Origin of the sequence: Mumia spirodelae (assembly GCF_050632745.1) — a bacterium.
Taxonomy (GTDB): domain Bacteria; phylum Actinomycetota; class Actinomycetes; order Propionibacteriales; family Nocardioidaceae; genus Mumia.
The window spans coordinates 69,582-85,513 of record NZ_JBODSD010000002.1 but is presented as its reverse complement, the minus strand read 5'-3'; the positions used below and the strand labels follow the sequence as shown (position 1 = coordinate 85,513).

26 protein-coding genes are annotated in these 15,932 nt (G+C 69.6%); all 26 read left to right on the top strand.

Features of this window, described 5'->3' with window-relative positions:
- Window positions 1-70 precede the first annotated feature (70 nt).
- Window positions 71-253 (top strand): hypothetical protein, encoded by a 183-nt coding sequence (locus tag ACQSSQ_RS09850; RefSeq protein ID WP_431326898.1) that lies wholly within the window; start codon window positions 71-73, stop codon window positions 251-253.
- Entirely contained in the window at window positions 246-809 is a 564-nt protein-coding gene (locus ACQSSQ_RS09845) for a 3'-5' exonuclease (protein WP_431326897.1), read from the top strand. Before ACQSSQ_RS09850 ends, ACQSSQ_RS09845 begins: the two co-directional genes overlap by 8 nt.
- Window positions 809-1,099 carry a hypothetical protein gene (locus ACQSSQ_RS09840; protein WP_431326896.1) on the top strand — a complete coding sequence of 97 codons (291 nt, stop codon included), beginning with the start codon at window positions 809-811 and terminating at the stop codon, window positions 1,097-1,099. The genes ACQSSQ_RS09845 and ACQSSQ_RS09840 overlap by 1 nt, the downstream gene beginning before the upstream one ends.
- Before the next feature lie 3 nt (window positions 1,100-1,102).
- Window positions 1,103-1,441, top strand: a complete 339-nt coding sequence (locus ACQSSQ_RS09835; RefSeq protein WP_431326895.1) for a hypothetical protein — start codon at window positions 1,103-1,105, stop codon at window positions 1,439-1,441.
- Entirely contained in the window at window positions 1,434-1,748 is a 315-nt protein-coding gene (locus tag ACQSSQ_RS09830) for a hypothetical protein (protein ID WP_431326894.1), read from the top strand. Before ACQSSQ_RS09835 ends, ACQSSQ_RS09830 begins: the two co-directional genes overlap by 8 nt.
- Window positions 1,745-1,993, top strand: coding sequence for a hypothetical protein (locus ACQSSQ_RS09825; RefSeq protein ID WP_431326893.1), 249 nt, complete (start codon window positions 1,745-1,747; stop codon window positions 1,991-1,993). Before ACQSSQ_RS09830 ends, ACQSSQ_RS09825 begins: the two co-directional genes overlap by 4 nt.
- The gene (locus ACQSSQ_RS09820; protein ID WP_431326892.1) at window positions 1,986-2,345 is read left to right on the top strand and encodes a hypothetical protein; all 360 of its coding nucleotides are present in this window, start codon (window positions 1,986-1,988) and stop codon (window positions 2,343-2,345) included. The genes ACQSSQ_RS09825 and ACQSSQ_RS09820 overlap by 8 nt, the downstream gene beginning before the upstream one ends.
- Window positions 2,338-3,300, top strand: coding sequence for a DUF5131 family protein (locus ACQSSQ_RS09815; RefSeq protein WP_431326891.1), 963 nt, complete (start codon window positions 2,338-2,340; stop codon window positions 3,298-3,300). The genes ACQSSQ_RS09820 and ACQSSQ_RS09815 overlap by 8 nt, the downstream gene beginning before the upstream one ends.
- Window positions 3,284-3,499: a hypothetical protein gene (locus tag ACQSSQ_RS09810; protein WP_431326890.1), complete on the top strand. Its 216-nt coding sequence runs from the start codon at window positions 3,284-3,286 to the stop codon at window positions 3,497-3,499. Before ACQSSQ_RS09815 ends, ACQSSQ_RS09810 begins: the two co-directional genes overlap by 17 nt.
- Entirely contained in the window at window positions 3,496-3,699 is a 204-nt protein-coding gene (locus ACQSSQ_RS09805) for a hypothetical protein (RefSeq protein WP_431326889.1), read from the top strand. The genes ACQSSQ_RS09810 and ACQSSQ_RS09805 overlap by 4 nt, the downstream gene beginning before the upstream one ends.
- Window positions 3,696-3,851: a hypothetical protein gene (locus ACQSSQ_RS09800; protein ID WP_431326888.1), complete on the top strand. Its 156-nt coding sequence runs from the start codon at window positions 3,696-3,698 to the stop codon at window positions 3,849-3,851. Before ACQSSQ_RS09805 ends, ACQSSQ_RS09800 begins: the two co-directional genes overlap by 4 nt.
- On the top strand, window positions 3,848-4,615 hold the full coding sequence (locus ACQSSQ_RS09795; RefSeq protein WP_431326887.1) for a hypothetical protein: 768 nt from the start codon (window positions 3,848-3,850) through the stop codon (window positions 4,613-4,615). Before ACQSSQ_RS09800 ends, ACQSSQ_RS09795 begins: the two co-directional genes overlap by 4 nt.
- On the top strand, window positions 4,612-5,211 hold the full coding sequence (locus ACQSSQ_RS09790) for a hypothetical protein (RefSeq protein ID WP_431326886.1): 600 nt from the start codon (window positions 4,612-4,614) through the stop codon (window positions 5,209-5,211). Before ACQSSQ_RS09795 ends, ACQSSQ_RS09790 begins: the two co-directional genes overlap by 4 nt.
- Entirely contained in the window at window positions 5,211-5,708 is a 498-nt protein-coding gene (locus tag ACQSSQ_RS09785; RefSeq protein ID WP_431326885.1) for a DUF6221 family protein, read from the top strand. The genes ACQSSQ_RS09790 and ACQSSQ_RS09785 overlap by 1 nt, the downstream gene beginning before the upstream one ends.
- Window positions 5,705-6,262 carry a hypothetical protein gene (locus ACQSSQ_RS09780; protein ID WP_431326884.1) on the top strand — a complete coding sequence of 186 codons (558 nt, stop codon included), beginning with the start codon at window positions 5,705-5,707 and terminating at the stop codon, window positions 6,260-6,262. Before ACQSSQ_RS09785 ends, ACQSSQ_RS09780 begins: the two co-directional genes overlap by 4 nt.
- On the top strand, window positions 6,259-6,705 hold the full coding sequence (locus ACQSSQ_RS09775; protein WP_431326883.1) for a hypothetical protein: 447 nt from the start codon (window positions 6,259-6,261) through the stop codon (window positions 6,703-6,705). The genes ACQSSQ_RS09780 and ACQSSQ_RS09775 overlap by 4 nt, the downstream gene beginning before the upstream one ends.
- A 315-nt stretch (window positions 6,706-7,020) precedes the next feature.
- Window positions 7,021-7,791 (top strand): hypothetical protein, encoded by a 771-nt coding sequence (locus tag ACQSSQ_RS09770; RefSeq protein WP_431326882.1) that lies wholly within the window; start codon window positions 7,021-7,023, stop codon window positions 7,789-7,791.
- A 351-nt stretch (window positions 7,792-8,142) separates the two neighbouring features.
- Window positions 8,143-8,463: a hypothetical protein gene (locus ACQSSQ_RS09765; RefSeq protein ID WP_431326881.1), complete on the top strand. Its 321-nt coding sequence runs from the start codon at window positions 8,143-8,145 to the stop codon at window positions 8,461-8,463.
- 168 nt (window positions 8,464-8,631) lie between these two features.
- Entirely contained in the window at window positions 8,632-9,252 is a 621-nt protein-coding gene (locus ACQSSQ_RS09760; RefSeq protein ID WP_431326880.1) for a hypothetical protein, read from the top strand.
- A gap of 64 nt (window positions 9,253-9,316) precedes the next feature.
- On the top strand, window positions 9,317-10,936 hold the full coding sequence (locus ACQSSQ_RS09755) for a hypothetical protein (protein ID WP_431326879.1): 1,620 nt from the start codon (window positions 9,317-9,319) through the stop codon (window positions 10,934-10,936).
- 19 nt (window positions 10,937-10,955) lie between these two features.
- The gene (locus tag ACQSSQ_RS09750; protein WP_431326878.1) at window positions 10,956-12,377 is read left to right on the top strand and encodes a phage portal protein; all 1,422 of its coding nucleotides are present in this window, start codon (window positions 10,956-10,958) and stop codon (window positions 12,375-12,377) included.
- Complete coding sequence (locus ACQSSQ_RS09745) at window positions 12,377-13,342, top strand: hypothetical protein (RefSeq protein WP_431326877.1); 966 nt, start codon at window positions 12,377-12,379, stop codon at window positions 13,340-13,342. Before ACQSSQ_RS09750 ends, ACQSSQ_RS09745 begins: the two co-directional genes overlap by 1 nt.
- A 60-nt stretch (window positions 13,343-13,402) precedes the next feature.
- Window positions 13,403-14,146, top strand: coding sequence for a hypothetical protein (locus ACQSSQ_RS09740; protein WP_431326876.1), 744 nt, complete (start codon window positions 13,403-13,405; stop codon window positions 14,144-14,146).
- A gap of 8 nt (window positions 14,147-14,154) precedes the next feature.
- Window positions 14,155-14,541, top strand: a complete 387-nt coding sequence (locus ACQSSQ_RS09735; RefSeq protein ID WP_431326875.1) for a hypothetical protein — start codon at window positions 14,155-14,157, stop codon at window positions 14,539-14,541.
- A 14-nt stretch (window positions 14,542-14,555) separates the two neighbouring features.
- Window positions 14,556-15,584 carry a major capsid protein gene (locus tag ACQSSQ_RS09730; protein ID WP_431326874.1) on the top strand — a complete coding sequence of 343 codons (1,029 nt, stop codon included), beginning with the start codon at window positions 14,556-14,558 and terminating at the stop codon, window positions 15,582-15,584.
- Window positions 15,584-15,925, top strand: a complete 342-nt coding sequence (locus ACQSSQ_RS09725; protein WP_431326873.1) for a hypothetical protein — start codon at window positions 15,584-15,586, stop codon at window positions 15,923-15,925. Before ACQSSQ_RS09730 ends, ACQSSQ_RS09725 begins: the two co-directional genes overlap by 1 nt.
- Window positions 15,926-15,932 lie beyond the last annotated feature (7 nt).

Below are 15,932 nucleotides of genomic sequence, written 5' to 3'. Positions count from 1 at the left end.
GTTCCCCTGACCACCGCAACCGCGGGCGCGCATACGGCCAATTCATCTCGATCTTGAGCAGGGCACGCCTGTGAACGACCGCCTCGACGAAGCCACCGAACGGTACGGCGACCGTCGCGACCGGATCCGCAAGCACCGCGACGACGCCATGGCTCGTGTCACCGAAGCGCAGAAGCAGCTCTGCCCCAACCACCACTCCCCCATCTGCACCGAATGCGGACACCCCGCACCGAAGGAGACCCCCGATGTCTGACCGCCCGATCGTCGCCATCGACTGCGAGACCACCGGCCTCGACCCCGACCGCCACGACGTGTTCGAGGTCGCCTACCAGCGCCTCGGCCTCGACGAGGAGCCGACCACGGTGTGGCTCTCCCACAGCCTCGCCGATGCGTCCCCTCGGGCTCTGCGGATCAACCGGTACGCGGATCGGTGGCCGTACGGCACGACCGAGCCCACCACCAACGGCGGCGATGGATCTTGGCCGACGACGAGCACCCTCGACCTACGGCGGGCGATCGACGGGGCACACATCCTCGGTGCCAATCCGGCGTTCGACGTCGCGTTCCTGCAGAAGCGTCTGAAGGTGGCGACGTGGCATCACCGCCTGATCGACATCGAGGCGTACGCGATGGGCTTCTTCGGCTGGTCGCTACCTCGCGGGCTACGGGACATCGCCGACGAGTTCGCCCAGCTGGGTCACGACATCCCCGCCCCCGACCACTCTGCCGCTGGCGACGTCCGCACGCTGGTCGCGTGCTGGCAGGCGTTCGGCGTCACGCCCTCCGCCCGCCAGGCGGAGGGCGTGTGATGGCCGCCGGCACTGCGACGGTCGTCTTCCGCGTGGACACGTCCCGGTTGATGGCGGCCCTCGAAGAGGTGCGCGAAGCGTACGAGCGGCTCGCCCAGCAGGTCGCCGAGGCGACCACGCGGGCCGGCGGTCGCGGTCGTCCATCCGCGTTCGACCGGATCTACCTCCGCACGGTCGCCACCGAGCAGTACCTCATCGGCCGCGACCACCTCACGGAGCTCCTCGAGCGGATGCACGCCGACATCGGGCTCCCGTTCATCCCCCCGAACATCACGCTCGGCGAGGAGTAGCCGATGCTCACCACCAGCCCTCCGAAGGTCGCCGTGTCCCGAAACGCCATCACCCGCATATGGCAGATCACGTGCACCGCGTGCGAACCCGGCTTCGTCGCACTGCCGCAGCCCTGGGCGTTCGCGCAGGACGGCGACACCGCCCGCCTCGTCGCGCTCTGGCACGTCGCCGAGCACCAACGGGACGCCTGCGGGACGTGCGGCGCGATCCCCCCGATCCTCAAGCCCGTCGTCGACCCGGACCACCGCAACACCTTCCGCATCGGCGACCGCGTGTTCCGGATGACCCCCTGGGGCGTGACCGAGCTGGTCCCCGCACCGAAGGAGGCCCACGATGCCTGAACCCGGAACAGCCGACGGGAACGTGATGGCCGCCGCCTACCTCGCCGCCCTCGTGGTCGTCGTGGTCGCGGTCGTCGTCACGACGATGCCCGTCAGCGTGCTCCGCGCACCCCGCCGTCGGCCGTACAGGGGCGCCCTCGCCGCGGTGCACGACCTGCACCACCGCCGACCCCACCAGCTCGGCGACTTCGTCCACTTCGGGCAGGCCGTGTTCCCCGACCTGTGCGACCACTGCCGGGTCGCCTACCCGTGCGACACGGTCCAGGCGATCCAGGAAGCACTCGACCCCCGAAAGGCCAACCGATGAGCCGCACAGCAGACTCCTACCGCCGCTCTGCCAGGATCACGGAGATCGTGGGCGAGCTCGACGATGTCGCGATCGCCTACGCCAGCGGCCACACGAACAACCTCGGGCCGGTGCACCAGGCCCGCACCGACGCCCAGCGAGCGGTCTTCGATACCGCGGTCGCTGCGAGGAACGCCGCCCGCGCGCTCCGAGAGGCGAACGACGCGCTCACGGCTTCTCTGGTCGAGCGGGGTCGCCGTGTCTGACCAGCGGCTCCCCCGGGTCCTGATCGTGCCGACCATCGCCGATGCCGCCGCCCCCACGATGGCCGAGCTGAACGACGGCATCGACATCGGCAGCGTCCTCCCCGACACAGTGACGTTCTCGTACGCGCCGACAGACGAGCTCGACCCCCACGCGGAGGCGTGGGACGAGCTCTACCGCCGCCTCGACGCCGGCGAGCAGGTCGCCGTGCTCGCCGCAGACGGAACGGTCATCGCGCACGCCCAGGGCCCCGTCCGACCGTCCGGCGACCACCAGATCACGTGCCGTGTGACGCTCCCCGCTCCTGTCGGAGAGCCCGCTGACGCGACGAACGAGGAGGAAGGCCGTGGGTGACCGCACGGGCATCGAGTGGACGGACGCGACGTGGAACCCGGTGACGGGCTGCACGGAGGTGTCGCCGGGCTGTGACCACTGCTACGCGAAGACGCTCGCCGAGAGGTTCCGTGGCGTCGAGGGCCACTACTTCGAGCAGGGGTTCGATGTCGTGCTCCGGCCGGACAAGCTCGACCAGCCGCTGCGGTGGCGTCGCGCGCGGAAGGTGTTCGTCAACAGCATGTCGGACCTGTTCCACACCGACGTGCCCGACGAGTACATCGCGCGTGTGTTCGCGGTGATGGCGTGCGCCCCCCAGCACACGTTCCAGGTCCTCACGAAACGTCACGGCCGGATGCGGTCGCTGCTGTCGTCGTCGAGCTTCCAGCAGCTCGTGTACCGGGCTATCAACGATCTGCCGTCCGCGGTGCGGGCGGACGTCGCCGGCACGCTGCCGCTGCCGAACGTGTGGCTAGGGGTGTCGGTCGAGAACCAGCAGTGGGCCGACATCCGCATCCCCGCGCTGCTGCAGACGTCCGCGGCGGTCCGCTTCCTTTCGTGCGAGCCGCTGCTCGGACCGATCGAATTCCAGCGCGTCCCTGGCTTCAATCGGATCGGCTTGGACCTGAGTGCCTGGTGGGTGATCGTCGGCGGCGAGTCCGGCCGGGGCGCTCGCCCGATGCACCCGGACTGGGCGCGGTCCCTCCGCGACCAGTGCATCGCTGCCGGGGTGCCGTTCACGTTCAAGCAGTGGGGTGAGTGGGCGCCCGGCCACCGCAACGGCCGGATGAGCAAGCACCGCTTCCGGTACGAGTCGACCCGGTTCGCGCCGGACGGCACCCGCTACAAGGCGAACGAGCCGGACCTGTACTCGTACCCGGGCATGGAGTCCGTGCTGCGCGTCGGGAAGCGTGCTGCCGGGCGTGAGCTCGACGGCCGCACCTGGGACGACTCCCCGGGTGGCGACCGTGCCTAACCCGTTCACGCGCTACCGAGCCCGCGTCTACTCGGACCACCGTCTCGGACGCCGCACCTGGCACCTCGAGGTCCGCGACCTCGAGACCGGTGACGTCGTCTACCGCGACAACACCGGCTCCAACGTCCGCCTTCACGACCTCGGCGCCGAGGTCGTCGCTCATGCCCGGTTCGCGGCGTACGCGGGGTGGTTGAAGTGACCGACTGCCCGACCCCGACGAAGCGCCGGCACCGGTCGAAGGACGCCGCGCTCGCGCAAATCACGTCGCTGTACTCCCACGGGCGCGGCAACCCGGACCTCAACGCCTACCGCTGCGTCTGCGGCTCCTGGCACGTCGGCCACTCGTCATGGCTCCTGCGGAAGCGGATCCGCCGCGCGCTGCGGAGGCGACCCCGATGAGCACACGCAAGGAGCGGAAGAACCGCTGGTGGCTCCGCTGCCCCGGCTGCGGCGGGTGGAAGGGCAGCACGCACGGCGAGCGCCAGACCGGACCCCACTTCGACCCGTTCACCAAGACCTACGTCTGCTCTACTCGGAAGGGCATCGCATGAACGACTCCCCCACTGACGCCGACGTCGTGTGCCTGTTCGCTGGTCGCGACGAGCCGCGCGTCGTCCGCGGCCGCCACGATGACGGCTGCACCGGCGACTGCCGCGGCTGCCTGCCCTGCCCCCACGCCCACTGCATCGTCTGCGGCCGGGTCCACGTCGACCAACTCGTGTGCCCGCTGTGCGTCAGCGCGACCCGCGACCACCTCCACGCGATCGTCACCCTCTGCCGCGGCCTGCGGGCCCGCACCGTCGACAAGGCACGCGACGCCGCCCCAGAACGCGACCGGATCCTCGGCGGCGACGCCATGGTGATGATCGGCCCGTACGGCACGAGCAGCGACGGCGGAGCCACCCGCCGCGGCGACGCCCAGCCGCCGCTTGCGGTCCTCGCCTCCTGGGAGGACGACTGGCGGCGAGCGTTCGGTCAGGCCGGCGGCCCGCGCGCAACCATCCGCACCGCAGCCGCCTACCTCGACCGCTGGCTCCCCCGCGCCGCCACCGAGCTCGACACCTTCGACGCCTTCGCGACCGAGGTCCGCGAGCTCCGCGCCTCCCTTGAGGCAGTCCTCCACGCCGGCGACCGCGACGACTCGACCGCGACCGCCTGCTTCGAGTGCGGCGGTCAGCTCGTACGCGAGGTCACCGACACCGGGCGTGTGGATGAGTACACGTGCCGCAGGTGCCATCGCCGCTACTCTGACGCCGAGTATTGGCTCGCAGTGAAGGCGAACCTCGAACGCCAGGCGGAGGAGAGCACGGGATGATCAGTGACAGCGCCGCGGCGGAGCTCGAGGCGTGGGCGACGCTCGGGGCGACGGTCCTCGCCTGCTTCGCACTCGTCCTCGCGGCGCTGGCGTGGCGTCGGGAGCAGCAGCTTTCCCGCCGGCTGGTCGAGAACGAAGAACGGAATCAGGAGATGCGAGAACGCGCCCAGGCCGCTCTGGTCACGACCTGGTTGGCCGAGGGCGAGGCGCAGCCCGTAGGTCCAGCCGAGCGGCCGTGGGGCCACTACGTACCGCTGTTTCAGATCTTCAGGAACGCCTCCGAGACGTCGGTCTACCAGGCCACCGGTGAGTACGTCCTCGACGGCCAAGTTCTCGGCCCGATGCAGCCGCGTGCCCAAGTCCCGCCATCCGTCGACGGCATCGGTTTCAGGATCGCGAACCGAGATAAGGCGCGACTCGCTCGAGCCCTCGGCGAGGACGGGTCGTTCGATGACGTGCTCGTCACCATCACCTTCAGAGATGCCGCGGGACTCTGGTGGCGACGCGAGATCGACGGGAGACTCAGTCGGGTCGACGGCCCCGCGCGGACCGAACCCCCATGGCGCCCGGACTTGATTGAGGGCGACGAGGAGTGATGGACGTGAGAACGCACGCGATCGCTGACTTCCTGCTCGCCCGCATCGCGGAGGAGGAACTCGGCGCCCGCGCCGCAGTCCTCGCTTCGCCGTCGTGGAACGTCACCTACACGACGTCGCTGGAACACGGTGGCTACCCCGCGGATGCCGGCGACACGTACCGCGACGTACGTGACGGCGAAGGAGACCTCGTCGTCGAAGCGACTCCTTCGGCACCGACGTCGCACACCGCCGCACACGTAGCCCAATGGGACCCGCGCCACGTCCTCGAAACCTGCGAGGCGCGACGCCGGATCGTCACCCACTACCTCGCCCTCTCTCAGGCCGAAGACGACCTGCGAGCGGACCCCGAGTCACAGATCCCCGAGAACATCACTCACACCGCAGGGGGCGTCGCCGGACTCGACCTCGCGCTCCACGCACTCGTCCAGCCGTACCGCGACCACCCCGGATTCAACGACGACTGGGCCACTGACGGCCTCCGAGGGTTCCGATGATCAGCGACAGCGCGGCACTCGAGCTCGAGGCATGGGCGACCGTCCTTGCGGCCGGCGCAGCGATCGTCGCGCTGTTCTTCGCCCGAGCTGCCTGGAAGCGCGAGCAGAGCGTCGAGAAGAAGCTCCTCGCGTCTCAGAAGGCTAGCCGACGGGCCGAGAAGCGCGCACAGGCTGAGAAGGTTGCGGCTTGGCTCAACACCGACGTGGAGGACCACACGCTCGCCGGCGATCCCATTCTGAGCCACTCCCTCGCCGTCAGGAACGCATCCGACGCCCCCGTCTACGACGTCAAACTCGTCATCTACCACCGCGACGAGGAGCTAACACTGCCGGTTTTCACCGACGTCATCCCGCCCACGAACGAACCGGAGAACCTCGAGCTCGTCCCCGAGGAAGCGGCGAAGCTGAACGAGCTGTTGCTCGGGGATCCGTGGGGTCCAGGCCCGCTGCTCGTATCGATCAAGTTCCAGGACGCCTCCGGACGCCGCTGGCACCGTGACCGATTCGGCAACCTCGCAAGGCACGAGGGCGAGCGATGGAGCGACGGAGAATGATCACCCTCGTCGCAAGCAAGGCCGCCGCCAGTGATCCGACGGTGAGTTGGGAGCTTGTGGTCGCAGTGGGGGCGTTCCTGCTCTCGTTCTACGCGGCATCCCGCGAGTGGCGTGAGCGCCGGCAGGCCGCGATCGAGGTGCGTTGGGAGCGTGTCCCCGCCCCAGACGGAGGACGATCGCCGCATAGCTTTCTCGTGATCGCCAACCACGGCCCGGCCACGGCGAAGAACGTCTCCGCGATCCCGAAGGGCGCGAACGGTCGGCCCGTGGACCTCGTGTCGCCAGACCTCCTCCCCCTGGCCGAACTGCACCCAGGACAGGACTTCCACCTCCAGGTGACGGTCATCCTCAACGTAGGGTTCCGGTCGGTAGAGCTCGGATGGAAGGATCACCGCTGGCGACGCCAGCGGCGCACGGTCGTCGTCTCGCCACGCGCCTACTGACGCCGCCAAGCAGCCCGACGTTCCTAGCGGTAGAAGTGGCGATCGTCGACCGGCGGCTGACAGTCCGCCCTCCCGCAGCGGATTTCGACCATGCGCCCAGTGCTTCCCGGTTGGTGCGACTCTGACCACCAGATGTCCACCTCTGCGGCGCCGTGGCCGTACGGACACTCCGCAACGTGTGTTTCGATCGATCCCGACATGATTCCTCCTTCGCGGCCACGCCGAGCGCGCGGCTCTCAGTACGTCCGCACCGTAGATTCCGAGGGGCGGTAACGTCGCGCCGATACGACCCCTTCGAACTCCGGAGTCCTACCGATGCCGTACATCCCTGACGACGAGGAGATGGACCGCCCCGGCTATCCCAGCCGGGAGACCGTCCAATGGAAGGCGATCAATCCGGACGACCCGCCCGACGAGTTCACTCCAGACCTCGTCCGCAGCATGTCGATGGGTGAGATCGCCGTCCTCGAGCGCAAGGACAACGGGATCCTCAACCCTGACCAACAGGCGTCCTTCGACTCCGCTGCCGACGTAGCTCTGAAAGACCTACGCGAGGCCGCCAAGAAGGTGGGCGAAACTCTCAAGGAGAGTCTCAAGACCGCCGACCTGAGGGTCGACGTCCTGCCGCGCTCGGTGAAGGGCGGCTACGACAGCCTGCTCAACCGAAATAGCAAACTGCAAGAGAGTCTCGACACTCTCAGCAGGCCCGTCGGGACGCGAGCAACGAGGCCCTACATCCCAGACTTCAGCCACCTGGGCCTTCCAACACCTCCCCACCTCCAGCAGCGCGACATCCGCAGTGTGGAAGAAGAGGTGGACCTGCAGCGAAAGGAGTCGTCACGTCTGGTGGAACTCGCCCAAGAACACGTCGAACTGTCACGGCGACGTGACAACTCGGATGCGGCACTTAGCGTCCTGTTCTGGATCGTCTCGGGGTTCGCGATCGTGCAGGGAGTCAGTTCGTTCGTCGTCATGGAAACGGCGGACGAGAGGATCGCCACCGGCCTAATCTCGCTGCTCCTGCTGGCCGTCGCCGTCGTCGCCTTCTTCGGTGTCCGAGCCAAGCAACGCAAGCGACGGCGCTGACGCCGCCCTCCACATGTCCAACGCCCCTCGTACGCTCGATGCATGGTCGGTTGGGGCACACCTGAGCAGGTCGCCGTGTACGTCGGGCGACCGTCCCGAACGATCCGCACGTGGGTCGCACGCAACCGGATCACCGCGGCCTGCGACCTCGCGAGCCGTCGCATCCTCGTCCACGCCGGCGACGCTCGACGCCACGCCGACACGCACGAGAACCGCGCACCTTTGCGAACGCAGGCCGCCTGAGTCATGATCTGAAGCAGACGACCCCTGCCCTCCAGCAGGAAGTCCACACACTGAGCACGAGCCCTCGCACACCAGTGCCGGGGCTCGACTGCTGTCCGGGGAGGCACGATGCCCCGCGCACACAAGCGCTGCAGCGACCCCACCTGCGACAACCGGATGCCGTGCCCCGCGCACAAGCCACCCGACCGCCGCCCCAGCCGCCACCACCGCGGCTACGGCAACGACCACGACGACCGAGCCGCAGCCCTCAGGCGCCAGGCCGCGAGCAAGCAGCTCCCCTGCGCCCTGTGCAACAAGCCCATCGACTACACCCTCCGAGCACCACACCCCCACTCCTTCGCCGCCCACCACACCACGCGCGACAAGGCCGGACCCATCGTCCAAGCCCACAAGCGCTGCAACGAGATCGCCGGCCAACCAGACGCGTGACCCGGTCGAATCGGACATAAGGGGTGGGCGGGGACCCCTCCCCCGGCCCCACCCGGAGTACCGCCGGGGTCTGCTGAAAAGGGCGCGTACGGGTTCCGGGAGGGGTCGCGAAACCTGCACTTTCTCGCCCGACAGGGGCACCCCGATCCCGACATGGGAGGTACCGCCGTGCCCGGACCTGCACCGAAGCACCCGTCCGTACGAGCGCGGCGCAATGACCCGAAGTCGGGGTTCGTCACCCTGCCGTCGAAGGGCCGCGAGGGCGACGCGCCACCGTGGCCGCTGAAGCCGGACAACGCGCTGATCGTCGAGCACCGGGTCGCGGTGTCGATGGTCGAGCGGATCGAGGTCGCCCTCGACCAGGAGACCGACGGACGGAAGCGTCGACGACTGACGAAGGACCTGGAGGCCGCCGAGGTCAAGGCCGAGACGCTGCAGTCGCAGATCGAGGGTCAGGCCGAGGCCGAGCTCGAGGTGTGGCGGGAGCTGTGGGCCACTCCGCAGGCGGTCGAGTGGGAGCGGACACACGCGTTCCGTGCCGTGGCGATGTTCGTGCGCTGGTCGGTGAAGGCCGAGGGCGGGAACCTCGACGCCACGAAGGAAGCGCGGATGTGGTCCGACCGGCTCGGGCTGAACCCGCTCGCGTTGCACAAGCTCCGCCAGGAGGTCGAGCAGGGCGACGCGGCCGAGGAGAAGGGCGACGAGCGTCGGAAGCGGCGCGCGCAGAAGAAGGCGCCGGCGGCGTCGGACCGTCCTGACCCGAGGGCTGCGCTGCACGTCGTGAGCTGACGTGGCGACGCTCATCGTCCCCCGGTGGGACCCTGATGAGCCGTGGCCGACGTTGGGGCCGCAGGTGTGTGACCTCATCGAGGAGCGGATGGTCTTCGGGCCGGGGTCGTTGAAGGGCCAGCCGGCCGTGCTGGACGACGACAAGCGCGCGATCATCTACGCCGCCTACGAGGTGTTCCCGCAGGGTCACGAGTTCGCGGGTCGGCGGCGGTTCAAGCGGGTCGGAGTGTCGGTCCGGAAGGGCCTCGCGAAGACCGAGCTGATGGCGTGGGTGACGCAGGGCGAGCTCCACCCCGAAGGCCCGGTCCGGTGCGACGGGTTCGACGCGTACGGGCAGCCGGTCGGGCGGCCGGTGGTCGACCCGTACATCCCCCTGCTGGCGGTGACGGTCGAGCAGGTCGAGGAGCTCGCGTTCGGCGCGCTCTACATGATGGTCACCGAGGGCCCAGACGCGGACCTCTTCGACGCCACGCAGGAGCGGATCGTCCGCCTCGACGAGCGTGGACGTGCGGACGGCAAGGCCGTGCCGCTGGCGAACTCCCCCGGCGCCCGCGACGGCGCGCGTACGACATTCCAGGGCTTCGACGAGCCGCACCGGCTCCACCTGCCCCGGCAGGTCGCCGCACACGAGACCATGGTCGCGAACCTCGAGAAGCGGGTCTTGGAGGACCCGTGGGGGCTGTACGTCGGCACCGCCGGCGAGCCCGGTCAGGGATCGGTCGCCGAGGGCGTCCACGCTGAGGCGAAGGCGATCGACAAGGGCGAGATCGACGAGCCGCAGCTGTTCTACTTCCACCGCGAGGCCGGTCCCGGCTACGACATGAACGACCTGGACCAGCGGATCGCCGCCGTCGCGGAGGCCACCGGCCCGGTCGGCGAGTACGGGCCGGGCCAGTTCCGGTCGATCGCGAAGCAGTGGGACCGCCCGAAGGCCGACAAGAAGTACCTCGAGCGGGTGTGGCTGAACCGGTGGACCCGGTCCGATGAGCAGGCGTTCGACCCGAAGAAGCGGCTCACCCTCCTCGTCGACGAAGACCCGTTCAAGCGGAACGCGTTCGTCACCGCAGGGTTCGACGGCGCCCGGTTCCGTGACTCGACTGGCATCGTCATCACGCACGTCGAATCCGGTCGGCAGAAGCTCTGGTCGCTGTGGGAGCGCGAGGACTACAACCTCGACCCCGAGACCGGCGAGCTGGAGCCCTGGGAGATCGACGAAGCCGAGGTCACCGAGTCCGTCACGAAGCTGATGACTGACCTCGAGGTGTGGCGCTTCAACGCCGACCCGCCGCACTGGACCGAGACCGTCGGCTCGTGGGCCGGCACGTGGGACTGCGTCGAGGAGTGGTGGACCAACCGCATCAAGGCGATGGCGTACGCCGTGCGGAACTACGGCGAGGCGATGGACACCGGCGCGGTGACCTTCGTCGCCGGCGACCCGCTCGAGGAGAAGTTCGCCGAGCACATGGGCAACGCCGGCCGCAAGGACGTGAACCTCTGGGACGACGCCGAGGACTCCGACGAGCACCAGCGCGGCCGCCAGCTGTTCATCCTCCGCAAGCTCCACACCGACCGGAAGTTCGACGCGCAGATGGCCGCGATCCTCTCCTGGGAGGCGCGGCTGGAGGCCATCAAGCAGGGCGCCAAGCCGAGGCGCCGTCGAGGAACCGTGAAGCGGCTCCGCTGACCCGAGGGGAGGCCTCGTGATGGACGTCGAGACCCCCGCGGGTCGGATCTTCAAGCGACTCGCGACTCAGCTGCACGACCGCCGCGTCGGCCGGCAGGGCAGCAAGGTCTGGCACCAGCGGAACACGAAGCCGCTTCGGATCCGGCCTGGAGTGCAGCGCCTCGACGACTACCTGCGGGGCGAGCCGCCGCTCGACCGGGTCGCGAACGAGTGGAAGGCCCACGTGCGCGAGTTCATCCGCAAGGGCTCGCTCAACGCCGCCGACCTCCTGATCTCGTCGACGGCGAACCGGATGAACCTGCGCGACTTCCGTACGGCGGCCGCGGACGACGAGATGGGCGACCAGCGCGCCCGCGAGCTGATGCGGCTCAACGGCATGTCGGTGAAGATCCGCGAGGTCCACGAGTGCTTCCTCGCGCACGCCGACGCGTACGCGATCGTCACTCCGCCGTCGAGCGCGCGGCCGTACCCGCTGATGACCGCCGAGGACGCCCTCCAGACGATCACCCACGACGATCCTGCGACAGGCGAGAGCCTCGCGGGGCTGAAGATGTTCCGCGACGAGTGGGACACCGAGGACGTCGCCTACCTGCACCTGCCGGGCAAGGTCCTCGTCGCACGCAAGCCGGGCCGGACGTCGATCACCGACGGCGGCATGTGGTCGATGTCGGAGCGGTGGTACTGGGACGAGGAGATGTCTCAGGACGTCCCCGACGGCCGGCTCGCGATCGTGCACTTCCGGAACCGGTTCGGCCGTGGCGAGTACGAAGGTCACCTGCCGACCCTCGACCGGATCAACGACAAGGTCGCGTCCGAGTGGTGGCTGATCAAGATCCAGGCCCACCGCCAGCGTGCGATCAAGGGTCTGCCCGAGACCGACGAGCAGGGCAACGAGGTCGACTACACCGACGTGTTCGTCTCCGCCCCGGACGCGCTGTGGCAGGTCCCGGCCGACGCCGAGTTCTGGGAGTCGTCCCCGGCCGACATCTCCCAGGTGACGAACGCCGTCAAGCACGACCTCGAGCGGCTCGCCGCGACGACCTCGACGATGCTCCACACCATCACCCCCGACGCCGCCTCGGGGTCGGCCGAAGGCGCCGCGCTGCTCCGCGAGGAGCACACCTTCAAGGTCGAGGACCGACGCGACCGCGTCGCGTCGCCCTGGGCGGGGGTGATGGAGCTGATGTTCGCCTTCAGCGACGAGCCCGAGGACAAGAAGCGTGCCGACCGGTCGCAGATCGAACCGATCTGGGGGCCGCTGCAGAGGTTCTCGCTGACGGAGAAGGCCGACGCCTCAGCGAAGGCCACGGGCACGCTGCCGACCGAGTCCATCTGGACCGACATCTGGCAGTACCCGCCGGCCGAGGTCCAGAACCTCCGCACCCTCCGCGGTCGCGACCTGCTGTTCCAGCAGCCCACCCCGCCGCCACCGGCGAGCTGATGGACACCTCGACCGAGGCCGAGATCACCACCTGGGTCGCGTCCTCGTCGTACGCCGCCGCCCAGCTGAAGGCGACCGCCGCAGGGCGAGCGCAGACGTTGTGGGAGCAGTTCCAAGACTGGTACTCCACCGCGCTGGTCGCCGCGCTCGCCGCCGAGGTCGCGAACCTCTCCCAGGCGGCGCAGGACGCCACGCAGGGGCTGTACGGGCAGTACGTCGCGAACGTCATCGCCGCCCTGCGGGGGACGTCGGTGCAGATCCCGAGCATCGACCTCCCGCCGGTCCGCAACGGCGTCGACCTGTCGCTCGTGCACACCCGCCCGGCCGAGGCGTACCGGCGCGCGATCGCGGTCGGGAAGACCGAGGACCAGGCGCGGCAGGCGGCCGTGCTGCGCGCCGGCGGGCTCGTCACCAGCGACATCCTCCTCGTCGGACGCTCCACGCAGGTCGAGACGATGCGGGGCCTCGACGTCGCCCGCTACCGGCGGGTCATCCGCCCCGAGCTGTCGGAGACCGGCACCTGCGGGCTATGCATCGCGGCGTCGGACCGGATCTACCGCCGCGGCGACCTGATGCCGATCCACCCGCCGTCGTGCCAGTGCACCACCCTGCCGATCGTCGGCGACGACGACCCAGGGCTGTCCCTGAACCGTGAGGACCTGGAGCGGCTGTACGCCGACGCTGGCTCCACGGCCGCGGACGACCTCCGCAAGACCCGGTACACCGTCAACGAGCACGGCGAGTTCGGCCCCGTCCTCACCAAGGCGGGCGACGCCTTCCGTGGCCCGACCGAGGTCGCGCTCGAGGACGACCCCGACCGTGCCGCCCGGATGCTCGACAAGCTCCTCCCCGTGCTCGACACCCTCGAGCAGCGGGCAGCCGCCGGAGAGGACGTCTCCGGCCCGCTGGCCTACCAGCGCAACCTCGTCGCCCGACTTCGACGCATCACCGAGTCGGCCGCCTGATCCCCCGCCCGGCACGCCCGCCATGGGCAGCCGGGCACCAACCCCGACATGGGAGTCAACATGCTCGAGCCGATCACCCTGCCCCTCCACCCGACCCTCGTCCACCCACTCACCGGCCAACCGCTGCGCGCTCTCTACGTCGACAAGCGCGGTCGCGCACGGTTCCCGATCATGGGCGGCGACCCGTCGAACGACGACAAGGGCGACACGGACGACAAGGGCGGCGACGACGACAAGGGCGGAGACGACCTCGGGTTCCCCAAGGACACCCCGGTCGACGACATGAAGCCCGAGGAGCAGGCGGCCTACTGGAAGCACCAGGCCCGCAAGCACGAGGGCCGCTCGAAGGAGTGGCAGACCAAGACCGGGAAGAAGAACCCGGACGAGGTCGTCACCGACCTCTCCGAGCTCGCGACCCTGAAGCGCGGGCAGCTCTCCGACGCCGACAAGGCGATCGAGGACGCGAAGGAGCAGGGCCGCAAGGAGGCCCGAGCCGAGGCCGCCCCTCGGCTCGCCCGCGCCGCGCTCGAGGCGCGCCTGGAGCACCTCGACAGCAACAGCCGCGAGGCGCTCATCGACACCATCGACCTCTCGAAGCTCGTCACCGAGAGCGGCGACGTGGACACCGACAAGGTGGCCGCGCTCGTCAAGACGATCGCCCCAGCCGACAAGGACAAGGGCAAGCGCGAGTACGACTTCGGCGGCGGTCGCCGCGGCGGAGGCGCAGGAGCCTCCGGCGTCGCGGCAGGCCGTCAGATGTTCGAGGACTCGCGCCGCAAGACCACCACCACCAACGGTTCCTAGGAGGAATCATGCCTCGTCTCAAGACCGAGACCATCGGCGCTGGTGACCTGTCCTGGCTGGGCTCGAACCACGGCATCGCGAATGCCCGCACCGAGCTGCTGGACATCAGCGCCTTCACCGCCGGCACGCACTACCCCAACGGGTACATCCCGTCCGGCCTCCCCGTCGCGAAGGTCGGCGGCGTCCTCGTCCCGTACGACGCGACGGAGGGCACCGTCACCGGCGCCGGCGTGCTCGCGGGCTTCGTGCTGACCGACCAGCCGGTCGTCGGCACGAACGACTTCGCGGTGCCGGTCATCGACCACGGCCGCGTCGTCTCGGCGAAGCTGCCGGTCTCGTTCACCCCGCCCACGGCTGCCGCCAAGTCGGCCGCCACGACGTTCGTCTTCATCTGAGAGGGGTCTGAAACATGGCTCTGTGGACAGACATCATCGACCCCGCCACCCTCACGGGGTACGCGCGGGCGAGCCTGGCCGACTACGAGGCGCGCAAGGGCACCCTGGCGCGCTGGCTACCGAACCGGACCGTCCCCGACATCGTCGCGCGGTTCGTCGCCGGCTCGACCGGCCTCATCGACGTCGCGGACTTCCGCGCCTACGACGCCGAGCCGAAGGCCGGCAAGGGGCCGTCCGGCAAGCGCGTCACGCTCGAGCTGCCCGCTCTTGGCCGGTTCATCCCGGTCTCGGAGTACAACCAGCTCCGGGCTCTGAACGCCAACCAGTCCGACGACGCGGTGCTCGTCACGATCCGCAAGACGACCGACATCGTCGTCCGGGCGATCGCCGACGCGCTGGAGTGGCAGCGCGGCGTCGTCCTCCAGACGGGCCGGGCCACCGTGCCCGGCTTCATGGACGACGACTTCGGGCGGTCGGCCGGTCACACGGTCACCGCTCCGGCACTGTGGTCGGTCGTCGGGACTGACGCCCTCGGGCAGATCCAGGGCTGGTGCGACACGTACGAGGCCGCGAACGGCGAGCAGCCGGGCTCGATCGTCACCTCGACCCGTGTGCTGCGGGCGATGGCGAAGCTCTCGCAGTTCGCCAACGGCCTCCTCAACGGGGTGTCGCGGCCGGCGACGGTCGCCGACGTCAACCGGCTCATGGAGGAGAACGGCCTGCCGCCGATCTACACGTACAACCGCAACGTGCAGATCGCTGGGGCGAAGACCAAGGTCCTCTCCGACGACCGGTTCCTCCTGCTCCCGGCGCCGGTCGAGACCGACGCGTGGGAGGACACCGAGCTCGGGGCGACGTTCCTCGGGCGCACCCTCTCGTCGGTCGAGGCCGACTGGGGCATCGAGGACTCGGAGCAGCCGGGCGTCGTCGCCGGTGTCTTCCGCAACGAGAAGCCCCCGATGATCGCCGAGGTCTACGGCGACGCGATCGGCATGCCGGTCCTCGCCAACGCGGACCTCTCGTTCGTGGCGGACGTGCTCTGATGGGCGCGCCGAAGCTCGCAACGTACGTGCAGGTCGGCGACCGCGTGTTCGCGGCCGGCGACGTGCCGCCCCGGGAGTACGCCGAGCAGATCACGAACCCGAAGGCGTGGGTCGACGGTGTCGTGCCCGGCTTCGACTCCGACGACGAGCCGGGGTACGCCAGCCTCACGAAGGCGAAGCTGCAGGAGGAGATCGACCTGCGCAACGCCGACCGCGAGGAGGGCGACCAGATCGTCGTCGAGGGGACCAACAAGGACGCCCTCGTCGGCGCCCTGGTCGCCGACGACGCCCGCACGGCGGGCTCGGACGACACCGGCGACGACACGTCCTCGGACGACTGACCCAGGA